The 21,050-nt window shown below is 54.7% G+C and carries 15 protein-coding genes, 4 tRNA genes, 1 rRNA gene and 3 pseudogenes; all 23 read left to right on the forward strand.

Annotated elements, in window-relative coordinates; translation table 11 throughout:
- The first annotated feature begins 60 nt into the window (after positions 1-60).
- Positions 61-176 (forward strand): 5S ribosomal RNA (rrf, locus tag BMS17_RS14900).
- Positions 177-309: 133 nt separating this feature from the next.
- The gene (gene birA, locus BMS17_RS14905) at positions 310-1,269 is read left to right on the forward strand and encodes a bifunctional biotin--[acetyl-CoA-carboxylase] ligase/biotin operon repressor BirA (RefSeq protein ID WP_046033394.1); all 960 of its coding nucleotides are present in this window, start codon (positions 310-312) and stop codon (positions 1,267-1,269) included.
- Positions 1,259-2,008, forward strand: a complete 750-nt coding sequence (locus tag BMS17_RS14910) for a pantothenate kinase (RefSeq protein ID WP_046033393.1) — start codon at positions 1,259-1,261, stop codon at positions 2,006-2,008. Before birA ends, BMS17_RS14910 begins: the two co-directional genes overlap by 11 nt.
- 7 nt (positions 2,009-2,015) lie before the next feature.
- The gene (locus BMS17_RS14915) at positions 2,016-2,456 is read left to right on the forward strand and encodes a hypothetical protein (RefSeq protein ID WP_046033392.1); all 441 of its coding nucleotides are present in this window, start codon (positions 2,016-2,018) and stop codon (positions 2,454-2,456) included.
- A gap of 144 nt (positions 2,457-2,600) precedes the next feature.
- Positions 2,601-2,685 (forward strand) — tRNA-Tyr (locus BMS17_RS14920).
- A gap of 24 nt (positions 2,686-2,709) precedes the next feature.
- Positions 2,710-2,783: transfer RNA gene (locus BMS17_RS14925), tRNA-Gly, on the forward strand.
- A 26-nt stretch (positions 2,784-2,809) separates the two neighbouring features.
- Positions 2,810-2,885: transfer RNA gene (locus BMS17_RS14930), tRNA-Thr, on the forward strand.
- Positions 2,886-2,969: 84 nt separating this feature from the next.
- Positions 2,970-3,713, forward strand: coding sequence for a GTP-binding protein (locus tag BMS17_RS14935; protein ID WP_077431177.1), 744 nt, complete (start codon positions 2,970-2,972; stop codon positions 3,711-3,713).
- Between the two features lie 53 nt (positions 3,714-3,766).
- Positions 3,767-3,842, forward strand: a tRNA-Trp gene (locus BMS17_RS14940).
- A 45-nt stretch (positions 3,843-3,887) separates the two neighbouring features.
- Positions 3,888-4,256, forward strand: coding sequence for a preprotein translocase subunit SecE (gene secE, locus BMS17_RS14945; RefSeq protein ID WP_007896620.1), 369 nt, complete (start codon positions 3,888-3,890; stop codon positions 4,254-4,256).
- A 9-nt stretch (positions 4,257-4,265) separates the two neighbouring features.
- Positions 4,266-4,799, forward strand: coding sequence for a transcription termination/antitermination protein NusG (gene nusG, locus BMS17_RS14950; RefSeq protein WP_007896622.1), 534 nt, complete (start codon positions 4,266-4,268; stop codon positions 4,797-4,799).
- Between the two features lie 117 nt (positions 4,800-4,916).
- Positions 4,917-5,348 carry a 50S ribosomal protein L11 gene (rplK, locus tag BMS17_RS14955; RefSeq protein WP_007933726.1) on the forward strand — a complete coding sequence of 144 codons (432 nt, stop codon included), beginning with the start codon at positions 4,917-4,919 and terminating at the stop codon, positions 5,346-5,348.
- A complete protein-coding gene (rplA, locus tag BMS17_RS14960; protein ID WP_008041297.1) occupies positions 5,348-6,043 on the forward strand; it encodes a 50S ribosomal protein L1 in 696 nt (231 codons plus the stop codon). Before rplK ends, rplA begins: the two co-directional genes overlap by 1 nt.
- A gap of 198 nt (positions 6,044-6,241) precedes the next feature.
- Entirely contained in the window at positions 6,242-6,742 is a 501-nt protein-coding gene (gene rplJ / locus BMS17_RS14965) for a 50S ribosomal protein L10 (RefSeq protein WP_046033385.1), read from the forward strand.
- 75 nt (positions 6,743-6,817) lie between these two features.
- Complete coding sequence (gene rplL / locus BMS17_RS14970) at positions 6,818-7,183, forward strand: 50S ribosomal protein L7/L12 (protein WP_046033384.1); 366 nt, start codon at positions 6,818-6,820, stop codon at positions 7,181-7,183.
- 220 nt (positions 7,184-7,403) lie between these two features.
- On the forward strand, positions 7,404-11,477 hold the full coding sequence (rpoB, locus tag BMS17_RS14975; protein ID WP_046033383.1) for a DNA-directed RNA polymerase subunit beta: 4,074 nt from the start codon (positions 7,404-7,406) through the stop codon (positions 11,475-11,477).
- A 64-nt stretch (positions 11,478-11,541) separates the two neighbouring features.
- A complete protein-coding gene (gene rpoC / locus BMS17_RS14980; RefSeq protein ID WP_046033382.1) occupies positions 11,542-15,741 on the forward strand; it encodes a DNA-directed RNA polymerase subunit beta' in 4,200 nt (1,399 codons plus the stop codon).
- Positions 15,742-15,957: 216 nt separating this feature from the next.
- A complete protein-coding gene (gene rpsL, locus BMS17_RS14985; protein ID WP_002555494.1) occupies positions 15,958-16,329 on the forward strand; it encodes a 30S ribosomal protein S12 in 372 nt (123 codons plus the stop codon).
- A gap of 118 nt (positions 16,330-16,447) precedes the next feature.
- Entirely contained in the window at positions 16,448-16,918 is a 471-nt protein-coding gene (rpsG, locus tag BMS17_RS14990; protein ID WP_002555493.1) for a 30S ribosomal protein S7, read from the forward strand.
- 30 nt (positions 16,919-16,948) lie between these two features.
- The gene (fusA, locus tag BMS17_RS14995) at positions 16,949-19,054 is read left to right on the forward strand and encodes an elongation factor G (RefSeq protein ID WP_046033381.1); all 2,106 of its coding nucleotides are present in this window, start codon (positions 16,949-16,951) and stop codon (positions 19,052-19,054) included.
- A gap of 30 nt (positions 19,055-19,084) precedes the next feature.
- Positions 19,085-19,516, forward strand: a pseudogene (locus tag BMS17_RS15000) (GTP-binding protein); the annotation flags it as partial.
- A 23-nt stretch (positions 19,517-19,539) separates the two neighbouring features.
- Positions 19,540-20,731, forward strand: a pseudogene (gene tuf, locus BMS17_RS15005) (elongation factor Tu).
- Positions 20,730-20,966: pseudogene (locus tag BMS17_RS15010) on the forward strand (elongation factor Tu); the annotation flags it as partial. The pseudogenes tuf and BMS17_RS15010, both read left to right, overlap by 2 nt.
- Positions 20,967-21,050: the final 84 nt, after the last annotated feature.

The raw sequence follows: 21,050 nt of genomic DNA on the forward strand, positions 1-21,050 counted from the left end.
CTATCGCATACCCAATTTGCTGAAGCGCGGCCGACTGGCCACGATTCGGTACCCGAATTTCTTGACGACCATAGAGCATTGGAACCACCTGATCCCATCCCGAACTCAGCAGTGAAACGATGCATCGCCGATGGTAGTGTGGGGTTTCCCCATGTGAGAGTAGGTCATCGTCAAGATTAAATTCCGAAACCCCAATTGCGAAAGCAGTTGGGGTTTTGTTTTGTCTGCAGAAAACCAGGCCTGTCGGGTTTCTATGCAGCGGCTCGGGGCATGGCTATCATGCGGGCCTCATTGTGAGGCGAAACTTACATGCTGACGTTGTTAAAGCTTCTTAAAGATGGCCGGTTCCATTCGGGTGAGGCTCTGGGTGTCGCGCTGGGCATTAGTCGTAGTGCTGTGTGGAAGCAGCTTCAGCATCTAGAAGCTGAGCTCGGCTTGTCTATTCATAAAGTGCGCGGCCGCGGATATCAGCTGGCCGCGCCGTTGACGCTGCTCGATCCTGTCGCCATAAAAGAGCGTGCACCTGATTGTGGCTGGCCCATTTTTGTCTTCGATTCAATAGACTCCACCAATGCTGAGGCTTTACGAGCTATTGAGTGTGGTCGGGCCGCGCCATTGTTATTGCTTGCCGAGCGCCAGACCGCTGGGCGTGGGCGGCGAGGGCGCAAATGGGTCAGTCCTTTCGCAGAAAACATCTATTGCAGTTTGGTGTTGCGCATAGAGGGTGGAATGCGACAACTGGAGGGATTGAGCCTCGTTGTCGGTCTCGCGGTCATGCACACCTTGCGTGCGCTCGGTGTTTCTGGCGTTGGATTAAAATGGCCCAACGATTTATTGGTTGATCAGAAAAAAATCGCCGGGATATTGCTTGAGTTGGTCGGTGATCCCGCGGATGTGTGTCACGTGGTGATCGGTGTTGGCATCAACGTCAACATGCAGATCACTGATGAGGTTGACCAGTTGTGGACATCGATGCGCCTGGAGTCGGGCAGGGTGATTGATCGTAATCACCTGGTTTCGGAGTTGTGTTCGCAGCTCCAGGCGTATTTGGCTCGGCACCAGCGCGATGGGTTCTCCTCTATTCAGTCTGAGTGGGAGCAAAATCACCTATGGCAAGGGCGGCCAGTCTCATTGATAGCCGGCACGAGCCAGATAGAGGGGGAAGTGTTGGGTATCGACAGTCAAGGGGCTTTGCGCTTGAAAGTGAATGGCGTTGAAAAAGTCTTTAGTGGTGGTGAGCTCAGTTTGAGGTTGCGTGATGATTCTTGAGCTCGACTGTGGAAATAGTTTTATAAAGTGGCGTGTGCTTCGCGCAGGTGTCAGTCGAGTGTTCAGTGAGGGCGTAGTCGATTCAGATGACGCTTTGCTGGAAGGGCTGCGCAATCTTGATGGGCTAGCCCTTACGCACTGCCGGTTGGTGAGTGTTAGAACGGCGGAAGAAACCAGTGCGTTGAACTATCTATTGACGCAAGCTTTTGGTGTGTCTGTGGTATGTGCTTCGCCTGCTCGCCAAGCGGCTGGGGTGCGCAATGGCTATGACGAGTATGAGCGGTTGGGGCTGGATCGCTGGCTGGCAATGCTTGGAGGGTTCCATCTGGCTTCTGGTGCGTGTCTGGTGCTTGATTTCGGTACGGCTGTGACTGCTGACTTCGTTGCTGGGGATGGAGAGCATCTTGGTGGTTTTATTTGCCCTGGGATGCCTTTGATGCGCCATCAGCTACGAACACATACTCGCAAGATTAGGTATGGGGATCTGGCTGCCGAGCGGGCCCTTGAGAGTCTCGCTCCTGGTCGCACGACAGTGGAGGCGGTTGAGCGAGGCTGTTCTCTTATGCTGAGGGGATTTGTCCTGACTCAACTGGAGATGGCGCGCAGTTATTGGGGGGAGGACTTTGTGGTGTTCCTCACCGGGGGGGATGCGGCTCTTGTCGCCGGAATCGTGCCCGAGGCCAGGCTGGTTCCAGACCTGATTTTTGTAGGTTTAGCGATGGCATGTCCATTGTCTTGAGGTTTTTATGCGTTGGTTGTTCCTGTTGCTGCTTGTTCTCAACGTCGTCTATTACATTTGGCATCAGCAAGAAGCCCCTCTGCGGGCAAAAGATGTAACGCCTTTGAGTTTGTACCGAGGGTCTCAGCAGGATATTCGCTTGTTGAGCGAAGCAGCTGATGCGACTCATGACAAAGAAAAATCCACAGTGGCTAGCGGAAGCTGTCTCTATTTGGGTGGCTTTTCTCGTCAGGAGTCACTGTTGTTGGTTGGGCGGCGACTTGGTGAGATGGGTGTGAGGTTTCAGTCCTTGCAGAAAGATCCCGTTGAGTCGTCCGGTTACTGGGTGCTTGTATTACCCGAAAGCCAGCGTTTGCTGGATGGTTTGCAGCTGCAAAACCTTTCTAAAGAATTCAATGAGTTAAAACATAAAATAATGCCGTGCGAGGGGGTTGCGCCTGCTGAATAGTTTGAATAGAATGGCGCCCGCTTCGCAGTGAAGACCTTTAACGGTCGGTGGTGTGATAGCAGTGTCAACGCAGCTAAGCTCAGGTTTTTAATGAGAAAAATGCTTGACAGAAGGCTGGCATGATGTAGAATGCCGGCTCGCTTAGGAGGGGTTCCCGAGCGGCCAAAGGGATCAGACTGTAAATCTGACGTCTACGACTTCGAAGGTTCGAATCCTTCCCCCTCCACCATTTTTAGCGAGAGCTGCAAGCTCCGCGGGTATAGTTTAGTGGTAGAACCTCAGCCTTCCAAGCTGATGATGCGGGTTCGATTCCCGCTACCCGCTCCAAGTTTGCAGGTCCTGCAAAGTGTTACGCTCTTGTAGCTCAGTTGGTAGAGCACACCCTTGGTAAGGGTGAGGTCAGCGGTTCAAATCCGCTCAAGAGCTCCATATAACAAGGCAGATATGAAAATATCTGCCTTTGTTTTAATGGCTGATATTGTTCGCTTAATTCTTCTGCTGAGGGTTGTTTCGATGGCTAAGGAAAAGTTCGATCGTTCTCTGCCGCACGTCAACGTTGGTACCATTGGTCACGTTGACCACGGTAAAACCACTCTGACTGCTGCTCTGACTCGTGTTTGCTCCGAGGTTTTCGGTTCGGCTATCGTTGATTTCGATAAGATCGACAGCGCGCCAGAAGAAAAAGCTCGCGGTATCACCATTAACACCGCACACGTTGAGTACAACTCGAAGATCCGTCACTACGCTCACGTTGACTGCCCAGGTCACGCTGACTATGTGAAGAACATGATCACCGGTGCTGCTCAAATGGACGGCGCTATCCTGGTTTGCTCGGCCGCTGATGGTCCGATGCCACAAACCCGTGAGCACATCCTGCTGTCCCGTCAGGTAGGCGTTCCGTACATCGTGGTTTTCCTGAACAAGGCTGACCTGGTAGACGACGCTGTTCTGGTTAAGCCGGGTTCGGTTAAGCCGCACACCAAGTTCACCGCAGAAGTTTACGTTCTGAGCAAGGAAGAAGGCGGTCGTCATACTCCGTTCTTCAAAGGCTACCGTCCACAGTTCTACTTCCGTACTACTGACGTGACTGGTAACTGCGAACTGCCAGAAGGCGTTGAAATGGTAATGCCAGGTGACAACATTCAGATGACTGTTACCCTGATCAAAACCATCGCGATGGAAGATGGTCTGCGTTTCGCTATCCGTGAAGGCGGTCGTACCGTCGGCGCTGGCGTCGTAGCCAAAATCATCGAGTAAATTGTTGTAATGTCTTTTTCGGGCCGGCATAATGGTCGGCCTGATTTTGTTTTAGGTCAGTAGCTCAATTGGCAGAGCGACGGTCTCCAAAACCGTAGGTTGGGGGTTCGATTCCCTCCTGACCTGCCAGATTCACTTGGTGTGTCTGGCTTTCTTTTCACAGGATCTTCATAGATGACTCCTAAAGCTGAAGCTCAAGGCTCTCGCTTCGATCTACTTAAGTGGCTTGTAGTAGTCGCCTTGGTGGTTGTTGGCGTTGTTGGCAATCAGTATTACTCTGCTTCGCCGATCCTGTACCGCGTACTCGCATTGCTTGTCATTGCTGCTGTAGCTGCCTTTGTAGGCCTGCAGACCGTGAAGGGCAAGTCTTTCTTTGTACTGGTTAAGGAAGCTCGCACCGAGATTCGTAAAGTCGTATGGCCAACTCGCCAAGAAACCACGCAGACCACGCTTATAGTTGTGGCTGTTGTGCTGGTTATGGCGTTGCTGTTGTGGGGGCTTGATTCCCTGCTCGGCTGGCTTGTTTCCTTGATTGTCGGCTAAGGGTGTCCCGTGGCTAAGCGTTGGTACGTTGTGCATGCTTACTCCGGTTACGAGAAGCATGTCATGCGCTCGTTGGTCGAGCGCGTAAAGCTGGCTGGCATGGAAGATGGCTTTGGCGAAATTCTGGTTCCCACTGAAGAAGTGGTTGAAATGCGTAATGGCCAGAAGCGCAAAAGTGAACGCAAGTTCTTCCCTGGTTATGTGCTGGTACAGATGGATATGAACGAGGGTACTTGGCACTTGGTCAAGGATACTCCTCGTGTGATGGGCTTCATCGGCGGTACTGCTGACAAGCCTGCACCGATTACAGATAAAGAGGCGGAAGCAATTCTGCGTCGTGTTGCTGATGGTAGCGACAAGCCGAAGCCGAAGACGTTGTTCGAGCCGGGTGAGTCGGTGCGTGTCAACGACGGGCCGTTTGCCGATTTTACCGGTACGGTTGAAGAGGTTAACTACGAAAAGAGCCGGATCCAAGTGGCAGTGCTCATTTTCGGTCGCTCTACTCCGGTAGAGCTAGAGTTCAGCCAGGTCGAAAAGGTCTAGCTGATCAAGCATCCCAACCCCGCAGCCCCAGGCTGTGGGGTTTTGTCGTCACTGGGATAAACGCGCAAGTAACCGGGGAGCCTTTCGAGGCGTTTGAACCCGTAATTGGAGTGCCTCATGGCCAAGAAGATTACCGCTTACATCAAGCTGCAAGTGAAGGCCGCTCAGGCTAACCCAAGCCCACCTGTTGGTCCTGCTTTGGGTCAGCACGGCGTGAACATCATGGAATTCTGCAAGGCTTTCAACGCCCGTACCCAGGGTCTTGAACCAGGTCTGCCGACTCCAGTGATCATCACTGTCTACAGCGACCGTAGCTTCACTTTCGAAACCAAGTCCACCCCTGCTTCGGTTCTGCTGAAGAAGGCTGCTGGTCTGACTAGCGGTTCCGCTCGTCCGAACACCGTTAAGGTTGGCACCGTGACCCGTGCTCAGCTGGAAGAAATCGCGAAAACCAAAAACGCGGATCTGACTGCAGCTGATATGGAAGCAGCCGTGCGTACTATCGCCGGTTCTGCTCGTAGCATGGGCCTTAACGTGGAGGGTGTGTAATGGCTAAGCTGACCAAGCGTCAAAAGGCTATCGCCGGCAAAATCGAAGCAGGCAAGTCCTACAACTTTGTAGACGCTGCTGCCCTGCTGGCTGAGCTGTCGACTGTCAAGTTCAGCGAGTCGTTCGACGTTGCTGTGAACCTGGGCGTTGACCCGCGTAAATCTGACCAGGTTGTTCGTAGCGCTACTGTGCTGCCACACGGCACTGGCAAGACCGTTCGCGTTGCTGTGTTCACCCAGGGGCCTGCTGCTGAGGCCGCTTTGGCTGCCGGCGCTGACCGTGTAGGTATGGACGACCTGGCTGCCGAAATGAAAGGCGGCGACCTGAACTATGACGTAGTTATCGCATCCCCGGATGCAATGCGCGTTGTTGGTCAGTTGGGTCAGATCCTCGGCCCGCGCGGCCTGATGCCTAACCCTAAAGTTGGCACCGTAACTCCAGACGTAGCTACCGCGGTTAAAAACGCCAAGGCTGGTCAGGTTCGTTATCGCACCGACAAAAACGGCATCATCCACACTTCCGTTGGCAAGATTGGCTTCGACGCCGTCAAGCTGAAGGAAAACGTTGAAGCCCTGATCGCTGATCTGAAGCGTATCAAGCCAGCTTCTTCGAAAGGTATTTACGTCAAGCGCGTTACCCTGAGCACTACCATGGGCCCAGGTCTGGTTATCGACCAAAGCTCGCTCGACGCGTAAGACACAGGTTGGCGCAAGCGATTGCGCCAATTGAAAGATTGGGGTCCCTGCCTGGCGGGGGCTATCCAAGACCGTAGGCGACGCAAGTCTTAAACCTCAAGCCTACGCAGATGGTGCTCCCGGTTCCTTACCGAATCAGACACCAAAACGACATCCGGCTCCGGTTGGATGAAACGGTAACAAGCAGGAGTTAAACCCGTGGCAATTAAACTCGAAGACAAGAAGGCCATCGTCGCTGAAGTCAACGAGGCTGCCAAAGTCGCTCTGTCCGCTGTCGTGGCTGATGCCCGTGGCGTAACAGTAGGCGCAATGACCGGACTCCGTAAAGAGGCTCGTGAAGCTGGCGTTTACGTACGTGTCGTACGTAACACCCTGCTCAAGCGCGCTGTTGCTGACACTGAATACAGTGTTCTCAACGACGTGTTCACCGGCCCGACCTTGATTGCGTTCTCCAAAGAACATCCGGGCGCTGCTGCTCGTATCTTCAAAGAGTTCGCCAAAGGTCAGGACAAGTTCGAGATCAAGGCAGCTGCGTTCGAGGGCAAGTTCCTCGCAGCTAATCAGATCGACGTACTGGCAACCCTGCCGACCCGTGACGAAGCAATTTCTCAGCTGATGAGCGTGATTCAAGGCGCTACCAGCAAATTGGCTCGTACTCTGGCGGCAGTTCGCGACCAAAAAGAAGCAGCTGCAGCCTAAGGCTCGTCTCCTTCTCGCGTTTTTTGTTTATTTCGATGGTCGCGTAGGCCGTCCCCAATATCAGGAATTAGATTCATGTCTATCTCTCAGAACGATATCCTTGAAGCAGTTAGCAACATGTCCGTAATGGAAGTTGTTGAGCTGATCAAAGCTTTCGAAGAAAAATTCGGTGTTACCGCTGCTGCTGCATCGGCTGGTCCAGCTGCTGCTGCCGCTGTTGTTGAAGAGCAAACTGAATTCAACGTCATGCTGACCGAAGCTGGCGAGAAGAAAGTAAACGTGATCAAGGCAGTACGTGAACTGACCGGTCTGGGCCTGAAAGAAGCCAAGGCTGTAGTTGACGGCGCTCCTGCCATGGTTCTGGAAGCTGTTTCGAAAGACGCAGCTGACAAAGCCAAAGCTACTTTGGAAGAAGCAGGCGCTAAAGTCGAGCTGAAGTAAGCATCGACTTTGCTCCTCCAGCCCGAGCGTTAAGCGAAAGGCTGATGGCTGGTGGCTCTTGCCACCGGCCTTTTTCCGTTATTTGCAGCCGACTGGGTCGGTGCTGATAACGAGCTGTAACCACCCGATGTGGTGGCGCAAACCATGGGGTTTGCACGATTTTCTGGCTGCTCCCGTCGGGAGGGGCCAAACAAGCAGGTGACCAAGCTGGGGAACGCTGATGGCTTACTCATATACTGAGAAAAAACGTATCCGCAAGGACTTTAGCAAGTTGCCGGACGTCATGGATGTGCCGTACCTCCTGGCCATCCAGCTGGATTCGTATCGTGAATTCTTGCAAGCGGGAGCGACTAAAGATCAGTTCCGCGACGTGGGCCTGCATGCGGCCTTCAAATCCGTTTTCCCGATCATCAGCTACTCCGGCAATGCTGCGCTGGAGTACGTCGGTTATCGCCTGGGCGAACCGGCATTTGATGTCAAAGAATGCGTATTGCGCGGTGTAACTTACGCCGTACCTTTGCGGGTAAAAGTGCGCCTGATCATTTTCGACAAAGAATCGTCGAATAAAGCGATCAAGGACATTAAAGAGCAAGAAGTCTACATGGGTGAAATCCCCCTGATGACTGAGAACGGTACCTTTGTAATCAACGGTACCGAGCGTGTAATCGTTTCCCAGCTGCACCGTTCCCCGGGCGTGTTTTTCGACCACGACCGTGGCAAGACGCACAGCTCCGGCAAACTGCTGTACTCCGCGCGCATCATTCCTTACCGCGGTTCGTGGTTGGACTTCGAGTTCGATCCGAAAGACTGCGTGTTCGTGCGTATCGACCGTCGTCGCAAGCTGCCTGCATCGGTATTGCTGCGCGCGCTCGGCTATACCACTGAAGAAGTGCTCGACGCGTTCTACACCACCAACGTTTTTCACCTGAGCGGCGAAACCCTCAGTCTGGAACTGATTGCTTCGCGTCTGCGTGGTGAAATCGCTGTTCTTGATATTCAGGACGAGAAGGGCAAGGTCATCGTTGAGGCTGGTCGCCGTATTACTGCGCGCCACATCAACCAGATCGAAAAAGCCGGTCTCAAGACCCTGGAAGTGCCTCTGGACTACGTCCTGGGTCGCACTACCGCCAAGGCCATCGTGCATCCGGCAACCGGCGAAATCCTGGCAGAGTGCAACACCGAGCTGAACACCGAGATCCTGGCCAAAATCGCCAAGGCTCAGGTTGTTCGCATCGAAACTCTGTACACCAACGATATCGACTGCGGTCCGTTCGTCTCCGACACACTGAAGATCGACTCCACCAGCAACCAATTGGAAGCGCTGGTCGAGATCTATCGCATGATGCGTCCAGGCGAGCCGCCAACCAAGGATGCTGCCGAGACTCTGTTCAACAACCTGTTCTTCAGCCCTGAGCGTTATGACCTGTCTGCGGTCGGCCGGATGAAGTTCAACCGTCGTATCGGTCGTACCGAGATCGAAGGTTCGGGCGTGTTGTGCAAAGAAGACATCGTCGCGGTCCTGAAGACTCTGGTCGACATCCGTAACGGTAAAGGCATCGTCGATGACATCGACCACCTGGGTAACCGTCGTGTTCGCTGCGTAGGCGAAATGGCCGAGAACCAGTTCCGCGTTGGCCTGGTACGTGTTGAGCGTGCGGTCAAAGAGCGTCTGTCGATGGCTGAAAGCGAAGGCCTGATGCCGCAAGACCTGATCAACGCCAAGCCAGTGGCTGCCGCGGTGAAAGAGTTCTTCGGTTCCAGCCAGCTGTCCCAGTTCATGGACCAGAACAACCCGCTGTCCGAGATCACCCACAAGCGTCGTGTGTCTGCACTCGGCCCTGGCGGTTTGACTCGTGAGCGCGCAGGCTTTGAAGTTCGTGACGTACACCCGACTCACTACGGTCGTGTATGCCCGATTGAAACGCCGGAAGGTCCGAACATCGGTCTGATCAACTCCCTGGCCGCTTATGCGCGCACCAACCAGTACGGCTTCCTCGAGAGCCCGTACCGTGTGGTGAAAGATGCTCTGGTCACCGACGAGATCGTGTTCCTGTCCGCCATCGAAGAAGCTGATCACGTGATCGCTCAGGCTTCGGCCACGATGAACGACAAGAAAGTCCTGATCGACGAACTGGTAGCTGTTCGTCACTTGAACGAGTTCACCGTCAAGGCGCCGGAAGACGTCACCTTGATGGACGTATCGCCGAAGCAGGTAGTTTCGGTTGCAGCGTCGCTGATCCCGTTCCTCGAGCACGACGACGCCAACCGTGCGTTGATGGGTTCGAACATGCAGCGTCAAGCTGTACCAACCCTGCGCGCTGACAAGCCGCTGGTCGGTACCGGCATGGAGCGTAACGTAGCCCGTGACTCCGGCGTTTGCGTCGTGGCTCGTCGTGGCGGCGTTATCGATTCCGTCGACGCCAGCCGTATCGTGGTTCGTGTTGCTGATGACGAAGTTGAAACCGGTGAAGCTGGTGTCGACATCTACAACCTGACCAAGTACACCCGCTCCAACCAGAACACCTGCATCAACCAGCGTCCGCTGGTGCGTAAAGGTGATCGGGTTCAGCGCAGCGACATCATGGCCGACGGTCCGTCCACCGATATGGGTGAGCTGGCTCTGGGTCAGAACATGCGCATCGCGTTCATGGCATGGAACGGCTTCAACTTCGAAGACTCCATCTGCCTGTCCGAGCGTGTGGTTCAGGAAGATCGCTTCACCACGATCCACATTCAGGAACTGACCTGTGTGGCACGTGACACCAAGCTTGGGCCAGAGGAAATCACTGCAGACATCCCGAACGTGGGTGAAGCTGCACTGAACAAGCTGGACGAAGCCGGTATCGTTTACGTAGGTGCTGAAGTTGGCGCAGGCGACATTCTGGTCGGTAAGGTCACTCCGAAAGGCGAGACCCAACTGACGCCGGAAGAGAAGCTGTTGCGTGCCATCTTCGGTGAAAAAGCCAGCGACGTTAAAGACACCTCCCTGCGCGTGCCTACCGGCACCAAGGGTACTGTCATCGACGTACAGGTCTTCACCCGCGACGGCGTTGAGCGTGACGCTCGTGCACTGTCGATCGAGAAGACGCAACTCGACGAGATCCGCAAGGACCTGAACGAAGAGTTCCGTATCGTTGAAGGCGCCACTTTCGAACGTCTGCGTTCCGCTCTGGTTGGCCACAAAGCCGAAGGCGGTGCCGGTCTGAAGAAAGGTCAGGAAATCACCGACGAAGTCCTCGACGGTCTTGAGCATGGTCAGTGGTTCAAACTGCGCATGGCTGAAGATGCTCTGAACGAGCAGCTCGAGAAGGCTCAGGCCTATATCGTTGATCGCCGCCGTCTGCTGGACGACAAGTTCGAAGACAAGAAGCGCAAACTGCAGCAGGGCGATGACCTGGCTCCAGGCGTGCTGAAAATCGTCAAGGTTTACCTGGCAATCCGTCGTCGCATCCAGCCGGGCGACAAGATGGCCGGTCGTCACGGTAACAAAGGTGTGGTCTCCGTGATCATGCCGGTTGAAGACATGCCGCACGATGCCAATGGCACCCCGGTCGACGTCGTCCTCAACCCGTTGGGCGTACCTTCGCGTATGAACGTTGGTCAGATCCTTGAAACCCACCTGGGCCTCGCAGCCAAAGGTCTGGGCGAGAAGATCAACCGGATGATCGAAGAGCAGCGCAAGGTTGCTGAGCTTCGCACCTTCCTGGACGAGATCTACAACCAGATCGGCGGTCGTAACGAAGATCTGGATAGCTTCTCCGATCAGGAAATCCTGGATCTGGCGAAGAACCTGCGTGGCGGCGTTCCAATGGCCACTCCAGTGTTCGACGGCGCCAAGGAAAGCGAAATCAAGGCCATGCTGAAACTGGCAGACCTGCCAGAAAGCGGCCAGATGCAGCTGACCGACGGCCGTACCGGCAACAAGTTCGAGCGCCCGGTTACTGTTGGCTACATGTACATGCTGAAGCTGAACCACTTGGTAGACGACAAGATGCACGCTCGTTCTACCGGTTCGTACAGCCTGGTTACCCAGCAGCCGCTGGGTGGTAAGGCGCAGTTCGGTGGTCAGCGTTTCGGGGAGATGGAGGTCTGGGCACTGGAAGCATACGGTGCCGCTTACACTCTGCAAGAAATGCTCACAGTGAAGTCGGACGATGTGAACGGCCGTACCAAGATGTACAAAAACATCGTGGATGGCGATCACCGTATGGAGCCGGGCATGCCCGAGTCCTTCAACGTGTTGATCAAGGAAATTCGTTCCCTCGGCATCGATATCGATCTGGAAACCGAATAACACGTGACGCGAATCGAGAGCGGGGCAGGATTGCCCGCTCTCTGCTCCGCCAGGAGGAAAGGCCTTGAAAGACCTACTGAATTTGCTGAAAAACCAGGGTCAAGTCGAAGAGTTCGACGCCATCCGTATTGGATTGGCATCGCCTGAGATGATCCGTTCGTGGTCGTTCGGTGAAGTTAAAAAGCCGGAAACCATCAACTACCGTACGTTCAAACCTGAGCGTGACGGCCTGTTCTGCGCCAAGATCTTTGGCCCGGTAAAGGATTACGAGTGCCTGTGCGGTAAGTACAAGCGCTTGAAGCACCGTGGTGTTATCTGTGAGAAGTGCGGCGTTGAAGTCGCGCTGGCTAAAGTTCGTCGTGAGCGCATGGCGCACATCGAACTGGCCTCGCCAGTTGCCCACATCTGGTTCCTGAAATCGCTGCCGTCGCGTATCGGTTTGCTGATGGACATGACCCTGCGTGATATCGAACGCGTTCTCTACTTCGAGAGCTATGTCGTTATCGATCCAGGCATGACCACCCTTGAAAAGGGTCAGCTGCTGAACGATGAGCAGTACTTCGAAGCGCTGGAAGAGTTCGGCGACGATTTCGATGCCCGCATGGGTGCCGAAGCTGTCCGTGAACTGCTGCACGCTATCGACCTGGAACACGAGATTGGCCGTCTGCGTGAAGAAATTCCGCAAACCAACTCCGAAACCAAAATCAAGAAGCTGTCCAAGCGTCTGAAGTTGATGGAAGCCTTCCAGGGTTCCGGCAACCTTCCAGAATGGATGGTGCTGACCGTTCTGCCGGTTCTGCCGCCAGATCTGCGTCCACTGGTCCCGCTGGATGGCGGTCGCTTCGCGACTTCCGACCTCAACGATCTGTATCGTCGAGTGATCAACCGTAACAACCGCTTGAAGCGCCTGCTCGATCTGTCCGCTCCGGACATCATCGTGCGCAACGAAAAGCGTATGTTGCAGGAAGCCGTCGACGCACTGCTCGACAACGGTCGTCGTGGCCGCGCTATCACCGGTTCCAACAAGCGTCCTCTGAAATCCCTGGCTGACATGATCAAGGGTAAGCAAGGTCGTTTCCGTCAGAACTTGCTCGGTAAGCGTGTTGACTACTCCGGTCGTTCGGTAATTACCGTAGGTCCGACCCTGCGTCTGCACCAGTGCGGTCTGCCGAAGAAAATGGCTCTCGAGCTGTTCAAGCCGTTCATTTTCGGCAAGCTGGAAATGCGTGGTCTCGCGACCACCATCAAGGCTGCCAAGAAGATGGTCGAGCGCGAGCTGCCGGAAGTTTGGGACGTTCTCGCCGAAGTGATTCGCGAACACCCGGTACTCCTCAACCGTGCACCGACCCTTCACCGTCTGGGTATCCAGGCGTTTGAACCGGTACTGATCGAAGGTAAGGCTATTCAGCTGCACCCGCTGGTCTGCGCCGCGTACAACGCCGACTTCGACGGCGACCAAATGGCCGTGCACGTACCGCTGACACTGGAAGCCCAGTTGGAAGCGCGCGCGTTGATGATGTCGACCAACAACATTCTGTCGCCAGCCAACGGTGAGCCAATCATCGTTCCGTCGCAGGACGTTGTATTGGGTCTGTACTACATGACTCGTGAAGCGATCAACGCCAAGGGCGAAGGTCGTGTGTTCGCGGATCTGCAAGAAGTTGACCGTGTGTTCCGTGCCGGCGAAGCCGCACTGCACGCCAAGGTCAAAGTGCGGATCAACGAAACCGTCAACGACCGTGATGGTGGCAGCGTGAGCAACACCCGTATCGTCGACACCACTGTCGGCCGTGCGCTGTTGTTCCAGGTTGTGCCAAAAGGTCTGTCGTACGACGTCGTCAACCTGCCGATGAAGAAAAAGGCGATCTCCAAGCTGATCAACCAGTGCTACCGCGTGGTTGGTTTGAAAGAGACCGTGATCTTCGCCGACCAGTTGATGTACACCGGTTTTGCTTACTCGACCATTTCCGGCGTTTCCATCGGTGTTAACGACTTCGTTATCCCGGATGAGAAAGCCCGCATCATCAGTGCAGCTACCGATGAAGTGAAAGAGATCGAAAGTCAGTACGCCTCCGGCCTGGTAACCCAGGGCGAGAAGTACAACAAAGTGATCGACCTTTGGTCCAAGGCGAACGACGAAGTTTCCAAGGCGATGATGGCCAACCTCTCGAAAGAGAAAGTCATCGACCGTCATGGTGTCGAAGTCGACCAGGAGTCGTTCAACTCGATGTACATGATGGCCGATTCGGGCGCACGGGGTTCTGCTGCGCAGATCCGTCAGCTCGCCGGTATGCGTGGCCTGATGGCCAAGCCGGATGGCTCCATCATTGAAACGCCGATTACTGCGAACTTCCGTGAAGGTTTGAGCGTACTCCAGTACTTCATCTCCACTCACGGTGCTCGTAAAGGTTTGGCGGATACCGCGTTGAAAACTGCGAACTCCGGTTACCTGACTCGTCGTCTGGTAGACGTAGCGCAGGATCTGGTTGTGACCGAGATCGACTGCGGCACCGAGCATGGCCTGGTAATGACTCCGCACATTGAAGGCGGTGACGTTGTTGAGCCGCTGGGTGAGCGCGTATTGGGTCGTGTCATTGCCCGTGACGTGTTCAAGCCGGGTACTGAAGAAGTTATCGTTCCTGCCGGTACGCTGGTAGACGAGAAGTGGGTCGAGTTCATCGAGCTGAACAGCATCGACGAAGTGATCGTGCGTTCGCCGATCAGCTGCGAAACCCGCTACGGCATTTGCGCCAAGTGCTACGGCCGTGACTTGGCTCGTGGTCACCAGGTGAACATCGGTGAAGCGGTCGGCGTTATCGCTGCCCAGTCCATTGGTGAACCAGGTACCCAGCTGACCATGCGTACGTTCCACATCGGTGGTGCGGCAAGCCGGACCTCTGCTGCTGACAGCGTTCAGGTGAAGAATGGCGGTACCGTCCGTCTGCATAACCTGAAGCACGTTGAGCGAGTGGATGGTTGCCTGGTTGCTGTGTCCCGTTCCGGTGAGCTGGCGATCGCTGACGACTTCGGTCGTGAGCGTGAGCGTTACAAGCTGCCGTACGGTGCTGTGATTTCGGTTAAAGAAGGTGACAAGGTCGACGCTGGCGCAATCGTGGCCAAGTGGGATCCGCACACTCACCCAATCGTTACCGAAATGAAAGGTACCGTGACCTACGTGGGCATGGAAGAAGGCATCACGATCAAGCGTCAGACTGACGAATTGACCGGTATGACCAACATTGAAGTACTCGACGCCAAAGACCGTCCAGCTGCCGGTAAAGATATCCGTCCTGCTGTGAAGATGGTTGATGACAACGGCAAGGATCTCTTGCTGCCGGGTACCGACGTAATTGCTCAGTACTTCCTGCCTGCTAACGCCTTGGTCGGTGTAGCGGACGGTGCGAAAATCGCGATCGGTGACGTTATCGCTCGTATTCCGCAAGAGACTTCGAAGACCCGTGACATCACCGGTGGTCTGCCGCGTGTTGCCGACTTGTTCGAAGCTCGTCGTCCGAAAGAAGCCTCGATTCTGGCTGAAGTCAGCGGCACCATCGCGTTCGGTAAAGAGACCAAAGGCAAGCGCCGTCTGGTCATTACCCCGAACGACGGTAGCGATCCGTACGAAGAGCTGATTCCGAAGTGGCGTCACCTGAACGTCTTCGAAGGCGAACAGGTAAACCGCGGCGAAGTTATCTCCGACGGCCCGAGCGATCCACACGACATCCTGCGTCTGCTGGGTGTGAGTGCGCTGGCCAAGTACATCGTGAACGAGATCCAGGACGTTTACCGTCTGCAAGGCGTGAAGATCAACGACAAGCACATCGAGACCATCCTGCGTCAGATGCTGCGTAAAGTTGAAATCGCTGAATCCGGCGATTCCAGTTTCATCAAGGGCGACCAGATGGAATTGACTCATGTTCTGGTAGAGAACGAGCGTCTGGCTGGCGACGAGAAATTCGTTTCCAAGTTCACTCGCGTACTGTTGGGTATCACCAAGGCGTCGTTGTCCACCGAATCGTTCATCTCGGCGGCTTCCTTCCAGGAAACCACTCGAGTACTGACCGAAGCGGCAGTCACCGGCAAGCGCGATTACCTGCGCGGCCTGAAAGAAAACGTAGTCGTGGGTCGTCTGATCCCGGCGGGTACCGGTCTGGCTTATCACAGCGAGCGTAAGCGCCGTCGTGATGCTGACAAACCGTTGCGCGTAAGCGCCAGTGAAGTGGAAGCTGCACTGACCGAAGCGCTGAACTCGAGCGGTAACTGAGTTCTGCGATAAATGAGCGTAAGGCCCTGGTCGCTCCGTTCATCGAATCGAGACAATTTCTCGAGGTTCGATGGGCGGGGAGGTCGGGGCCTTGCCTTGACTGGGGGCAAGATCCTCTTTAGACTCTTGTACCCCTAAATTTGGCGGGAATTCGTTCCTGCCATTTTGCTTTTCTTGCAAGACAATAGCGTCGCAAGACAACAGTGGAGCTAGTAGATGGCAACTATCAACCAGCTGGTACGTCAGCCGCGTAAGCGTATCGTCGAGAAATCCGACGTGCCTGCGCTGCAGAACTGCCCGCAACGTCGTGGCGTATGCACCCGTGTGTATACCACCACGCCGAAAAAACCTAACTCGGCACTGCGTAAAGTATGCCGTGTGCGCCTGACCAACGGTTTCGAGGTTTCCTCGTACATCGGCGGTGAAGGCCACAACCTGCAAGAGCACAGCGTGGTACTGATCCGCGGCGGTCGTGTAAAAGACTTGCCAGGTGTTCGTTACCACACCGTACGCGGTTCTTTGGATACTTCCGGCGTTAAAGGTCGTAACCAGGGTCGTTCGAAGTACGGTACCAAGAAGCCTAAGTAGTAGCGGCTTTTTGTAAGAACTGATTTTCTATTTTTCTGAGTCGATAAGAGTAAGGTCGGAGGCGTCCCGTAAGGGCACCGATTCCGAGCGAACCTGAAGACCGTTTGAGGGCTTATCCATGCCAAGAAGACGCGTAGCAGCCAAGCGCGAAGTGCTTGACGATCCAAAATACGGCAGCCAGATCCTGGCCAAGTTCATGAACCACGTGATGGAAAGCGGCAAGAAAGCCGTTGCCGAGCGTATCGTTTATGGCGCGCTGGAAAAAGTTAAAGAACGCAAGAACAGCGATCCCCTGGAAATCTTCGAGAAAGCTCTCGACGCCATCGCTCCGCTGGTCGAAGTAAAGTCGCGCCGTGTAGGCGGTGCTACTTACCAGGTTCCGGTCGAAGTTCGTCCGTCCCGTCGTAACGCTCTGGCAATGCGCTGGTTGGTAGACTTCGCACGCAAGCGCGGCGAGAAGTCTATGGCTCTGCGTTTGGCTGGCGAACTGCTGGACGCCGCTGAAGGCAAAGGTGCTGCAGTTAAGAAGCGTGAAGACGTGCACCGTATGGCTGAAGCCAACAAGGCTTTCTCGCACTACCGCTTCTAATTTTAGCGTCACTAATTTTGCGAGGGCTTTATGGCTCGTACTACACCGATTAACCGCTACCGTAACATTGGTATCGTTGCTCACGTGGATGCTGGTAAGACCACCACCACCGAGCGCGTCCTTTTTTACACTGGCAAAAGCCACAAGATGGGCGAGGTGCATGACGGCGCCGCGACCACCGACTGGATGGTTCAGGAGCAGGAGCGTGGTATTACCATTACTTCTGCTGCTATTACCGCGTTCTGGCAGGGTTCCGAGAAGCAGCACAAGGACCAATACCGCTTTAACGTCATCGACACCCCGGGCCACGTTGACTTCACTATTGAAGTTGAGCGTTCCCTGCGTGTTCTCGACGGCGCGGTAGTTGTGTTCTGCGGCACCTCGGGTGTTGAGCCTCAGTCGGAAACCGTATGGCGTCAAGCCAACAAGTACGGCGTTCCACGTCTTGTTTACGTAAACAAGATGGACCGTGCTGGTGCGAACTTCCTGCGCGTGATCGGTCAGATCAAGCAGCGTCTGGGTCACACTCCGGTGCCAATCCAGTTGGCCATCGGTTCCGAAGACAACTTCCAGGGTCAGATCGATCTGATGTCCATGGAAGCTGTTTACTGGAATGACGCTGACAAAGGCATGACTCCACGTCGCGAGCCAATCCCTGCTGAACTGCAGGAACTGGCTAACGAGTGGCGCGGCAACATGATTGAAGCTGCAGCCGAAGCCAGCGAAGAGCTGATGAACAAGTACCTCGAAGGTGAAGAACTCACCAACGCGGAAATCAAGGCCGCTCTGCGTCAGCGTACTATCGCTGGTGAGATCGTTCTGGCTGTTTGCGGTTCTTCCTTCAAGAACAAGGGTGTTCCCCTGGTTCTCGACGCCGTTATCGACTACCTGCCGGCTCCTACCGACATTCCTGCCATCAAGGGTACTGACCCGGATGACGAGACTCGGGAAATGGAGCGTCACGCAGACGACAGCGAGCCGTTCTCGGCTCTGGCGTTCAAGATCGCTACCGACCCATTCGTGGGTACCTTGACCTTTGTTCGAGTTTACTCGGGCGTGTTGGCCTCCGGCGACGGCGTGATCAACTCGGTTAAAGGCAAGAAAGAGCGCGTGGGTCGTATGGTGCAAATGCACGCAAACGCCCGTGAAGAAATCAAGGAAGTGCGCGCTGGTGACATCGCGGCCTTGATCGGCATGAAGGACGTCACCACTGGTGAGACTTTGTGCAACGCTGACAAGCCAATCATCCTTGTTCGCATGGACTTCCCGGAGCCGGTTATTTCGGTTGCCGTAGAGCCTAAGACCAAGGATGACCAGGAAAAAATGGGTATCGCTCTGGGCAAGCTTGCTCAGGAAGATCCATCTTTCCGCGTCAAAACCGATGAAGAGACTGGTCAAACGATCATCTCTGGCATGGGCGAACTGCACCTGGACATCCTGGTTGACCGGATGCGCCGTGAGTTCAACGTCGAAGCCAACATTGGTAAGCCTCAGGTTTCCTATCGTGAGCGCATCACGAAGAACTGTGAAATCGAAGGCAAATTCGTTCGTCAATCCGGCGGTCGTGGCCAGTTCGGCCATTGCTGGATTCGTTTTGCTCCTGCTGACGAAGGTCAGGAAGGTCTGCAATTCGTGAACGAAGTCGTGGGTGGTGTGGTTCCTAAGGAATACATCCCGGCGATCCAGAAGGGTATCGAAGAGCAGATGAAGAACGGCGTTGTTGCCGGCTATCCGCTGATCGGCCTGAAGGCTACCGTGTTTGATGGTTCTTACCACGACGTCGACTCCAATGAGATGGCGTTTAAAGTGGCTGCTTCCATGGCGACCAAGCAACTGGCCCAGAAGGGCGGTGGTGAGTTGCTTGAGCCGATCATGGCGGTAGAGGTTGTTACGCCTGAAGACTATATGGGTGACGTGATGGGCGACCTTAACCGTCGTCGCGGCATGATTTTGGGTATGGAAGACACGGTCTCCGGCAAGGTAATTCGCGCCGAAGTTCCGTTGGGCGAGATGTTCGGTTATGCGACCGATGTTCGTTCCATGTCCCAGGGTCGCGCAAGCTACTCTATGGAATTCAAAAAATACAATACGGCTCCGTCGCACATCGTCGAAACCGTTACCAAAAAACAAGGCTGATTCAGTCCTTTAGGCAAGGAGTTAATTGTCGTGGCTAAAGAAAAATTTGATCGTTCCCTACCGCACGTCAACGTTGGCACCATCGGTCACGTTGACCACGGTAAAACCACTCTGACTGCTGCTCTGACTCGCGTTTGCTCCGAAGTTTTCGGTTCGGCAATCGTTGATTTCGACAAGATCGACAGCGCACCAGAAGAAAAAGCTCGCGGTATCACCATCAACACCGCGCACGTTGAGTACAACTCGAAGATCCGTCACTACGCTCACGTTGACTGCCCAGGTCACGCTGACTATGTGAAGAACATGATCACCGGTGCTGCTCAAATGGACGGCGCTATCCTGGTTTGCTCGGCCGCTGATGGTCCGATGCCACAAACCCGTGAGCACATCCTGCTGTCCCGTCAGGTAGGCGTTCCGTACATCGTGGTTTTCCTGAACAAGGCTGACCTGGTAGACGACGCTNTCTTCTGCTGAGGGTTGTTTCGATGGCTAAGGAAAAGTTCGATCGTTCTCTGCCGCACGTCAACGTTGGTACCATTGGTCACGTTGACCACGGTAAAACCACTCTGACTGCTGCTCTGACTCGTGTTTGCTCCGAGGTTTTCGGTTCGGCTATCGTTGATTTCGATAAGATCGACAGCGCGCCAAGAAAAAGCTCGCGGTATCACCATTAACACCGCACACGTTGAGTACAACTCGAAGATCCGTCACTACGCTCACGTTGACTGCCCAGGTCACGCTGACTATGTGAAGAACATGATCACCGGTGCTGCTCAAATGGACGGCGCTATCCTGGTTTGCTCGGCCGCTGATGGTCCGATGCCACAAACCCGTGAGCACATCCTGCTGTCCCGTCAGGTAGGCGTTCCGTACATCGTGGTTTTCCTGAACAAGGCTGACCTGGTAGACGACGCTGAGCTGCTGGAACTGGTTGAGATGGAAGTTCGCGACCTGCTGTCCACCTACGACTTCCCGGGCGATGACACTCCAATCATCATCGGTTCGGCTCGTATGGCGCTGGAAGGCAAAGACGACAACGAAATGGGCACCACTGCCGTTCGTAAACTGGTTGAAACTCTGGACAGCTACATCCCAGAACCAGTTCGTCTGACCGACAAGCCGTTCCTGATGCCAATCGAAGATGTATTCTCGATCTCCGGTCGCGGTACTGTTGTGACTGGTCGTATCGAGCGCGGTATCGTTCGCGTTCAGGATCCGCTGGAAATCGTTGGTCTGCGTGACACCACCGTCACCACTTGCACCGGCGTTGAAATGTTCCGCAAACTGCTCGACGAAGGTCGTGCTGGCGAGAACTGCGGCGTTCTGCTGCGTGGCACCAAGCGTGACGACGTTGAGCGTGGCCAGGTTCTGGTTAAGCCGGGTTCGGTTAAGCCGCACACCAAGTTCACCGCAGAAGTTTACGTTCTGAGCAAGGAAGAAGGCGGTCGTCATACTCCGTTCTTCAAAGGCTACCGTCCACAGTTCTACTTCCGTACTACTGACGTGACTGGTAACTGCGAACTGCCAGAAGGCGTTGAAATGGTAATGCCAGGTGACAACATTCAGATGACTGTTACCCTGATCAAAACCATCGCGATGGAAGATGGTCTGCGTTTCGCTATCCGTGAAGGCGGTCGTACCGTCGGCGCTGGCGTCGTAGCCAAAATCATCGAGTAACGGTCGTCATACTCCGTTCTTCAAAGGCTACCGTCCACAGTTCTACTTCCGTACTACTGACGTGACTGGTAACTGCGAACTGCCAGAAGGCGTTGAAATGGTAATGCCAGGTGACAACATTCAGATGACTGTTACCCTGATCAAAACCATCGCGATGGAAGATGGTCTGCGTTTCGCTATCCGTGAAGGCGGTCGTACCGTCGGCGCTGGCGTCGTAGCCAAAATCATCGAGTAAGTCTCTTTTAGAGTCGGCTTGATGAGTTGAAAAAGCCTCCGCTTAGCGGGGGCTTTTTTATTGGGTTGACACCTATCTGGGGCG

The sequence above is a fragment of the Pseudomonas sp. C9 genome (assembly GCF_002000165.1).
Classification (GTDB): domain Bacteria; phylum Pseudomonadota; class Gammaproteobacteria; order Pseudomonadales; family Pseudomonadaceae; genus Aquipseudomonas.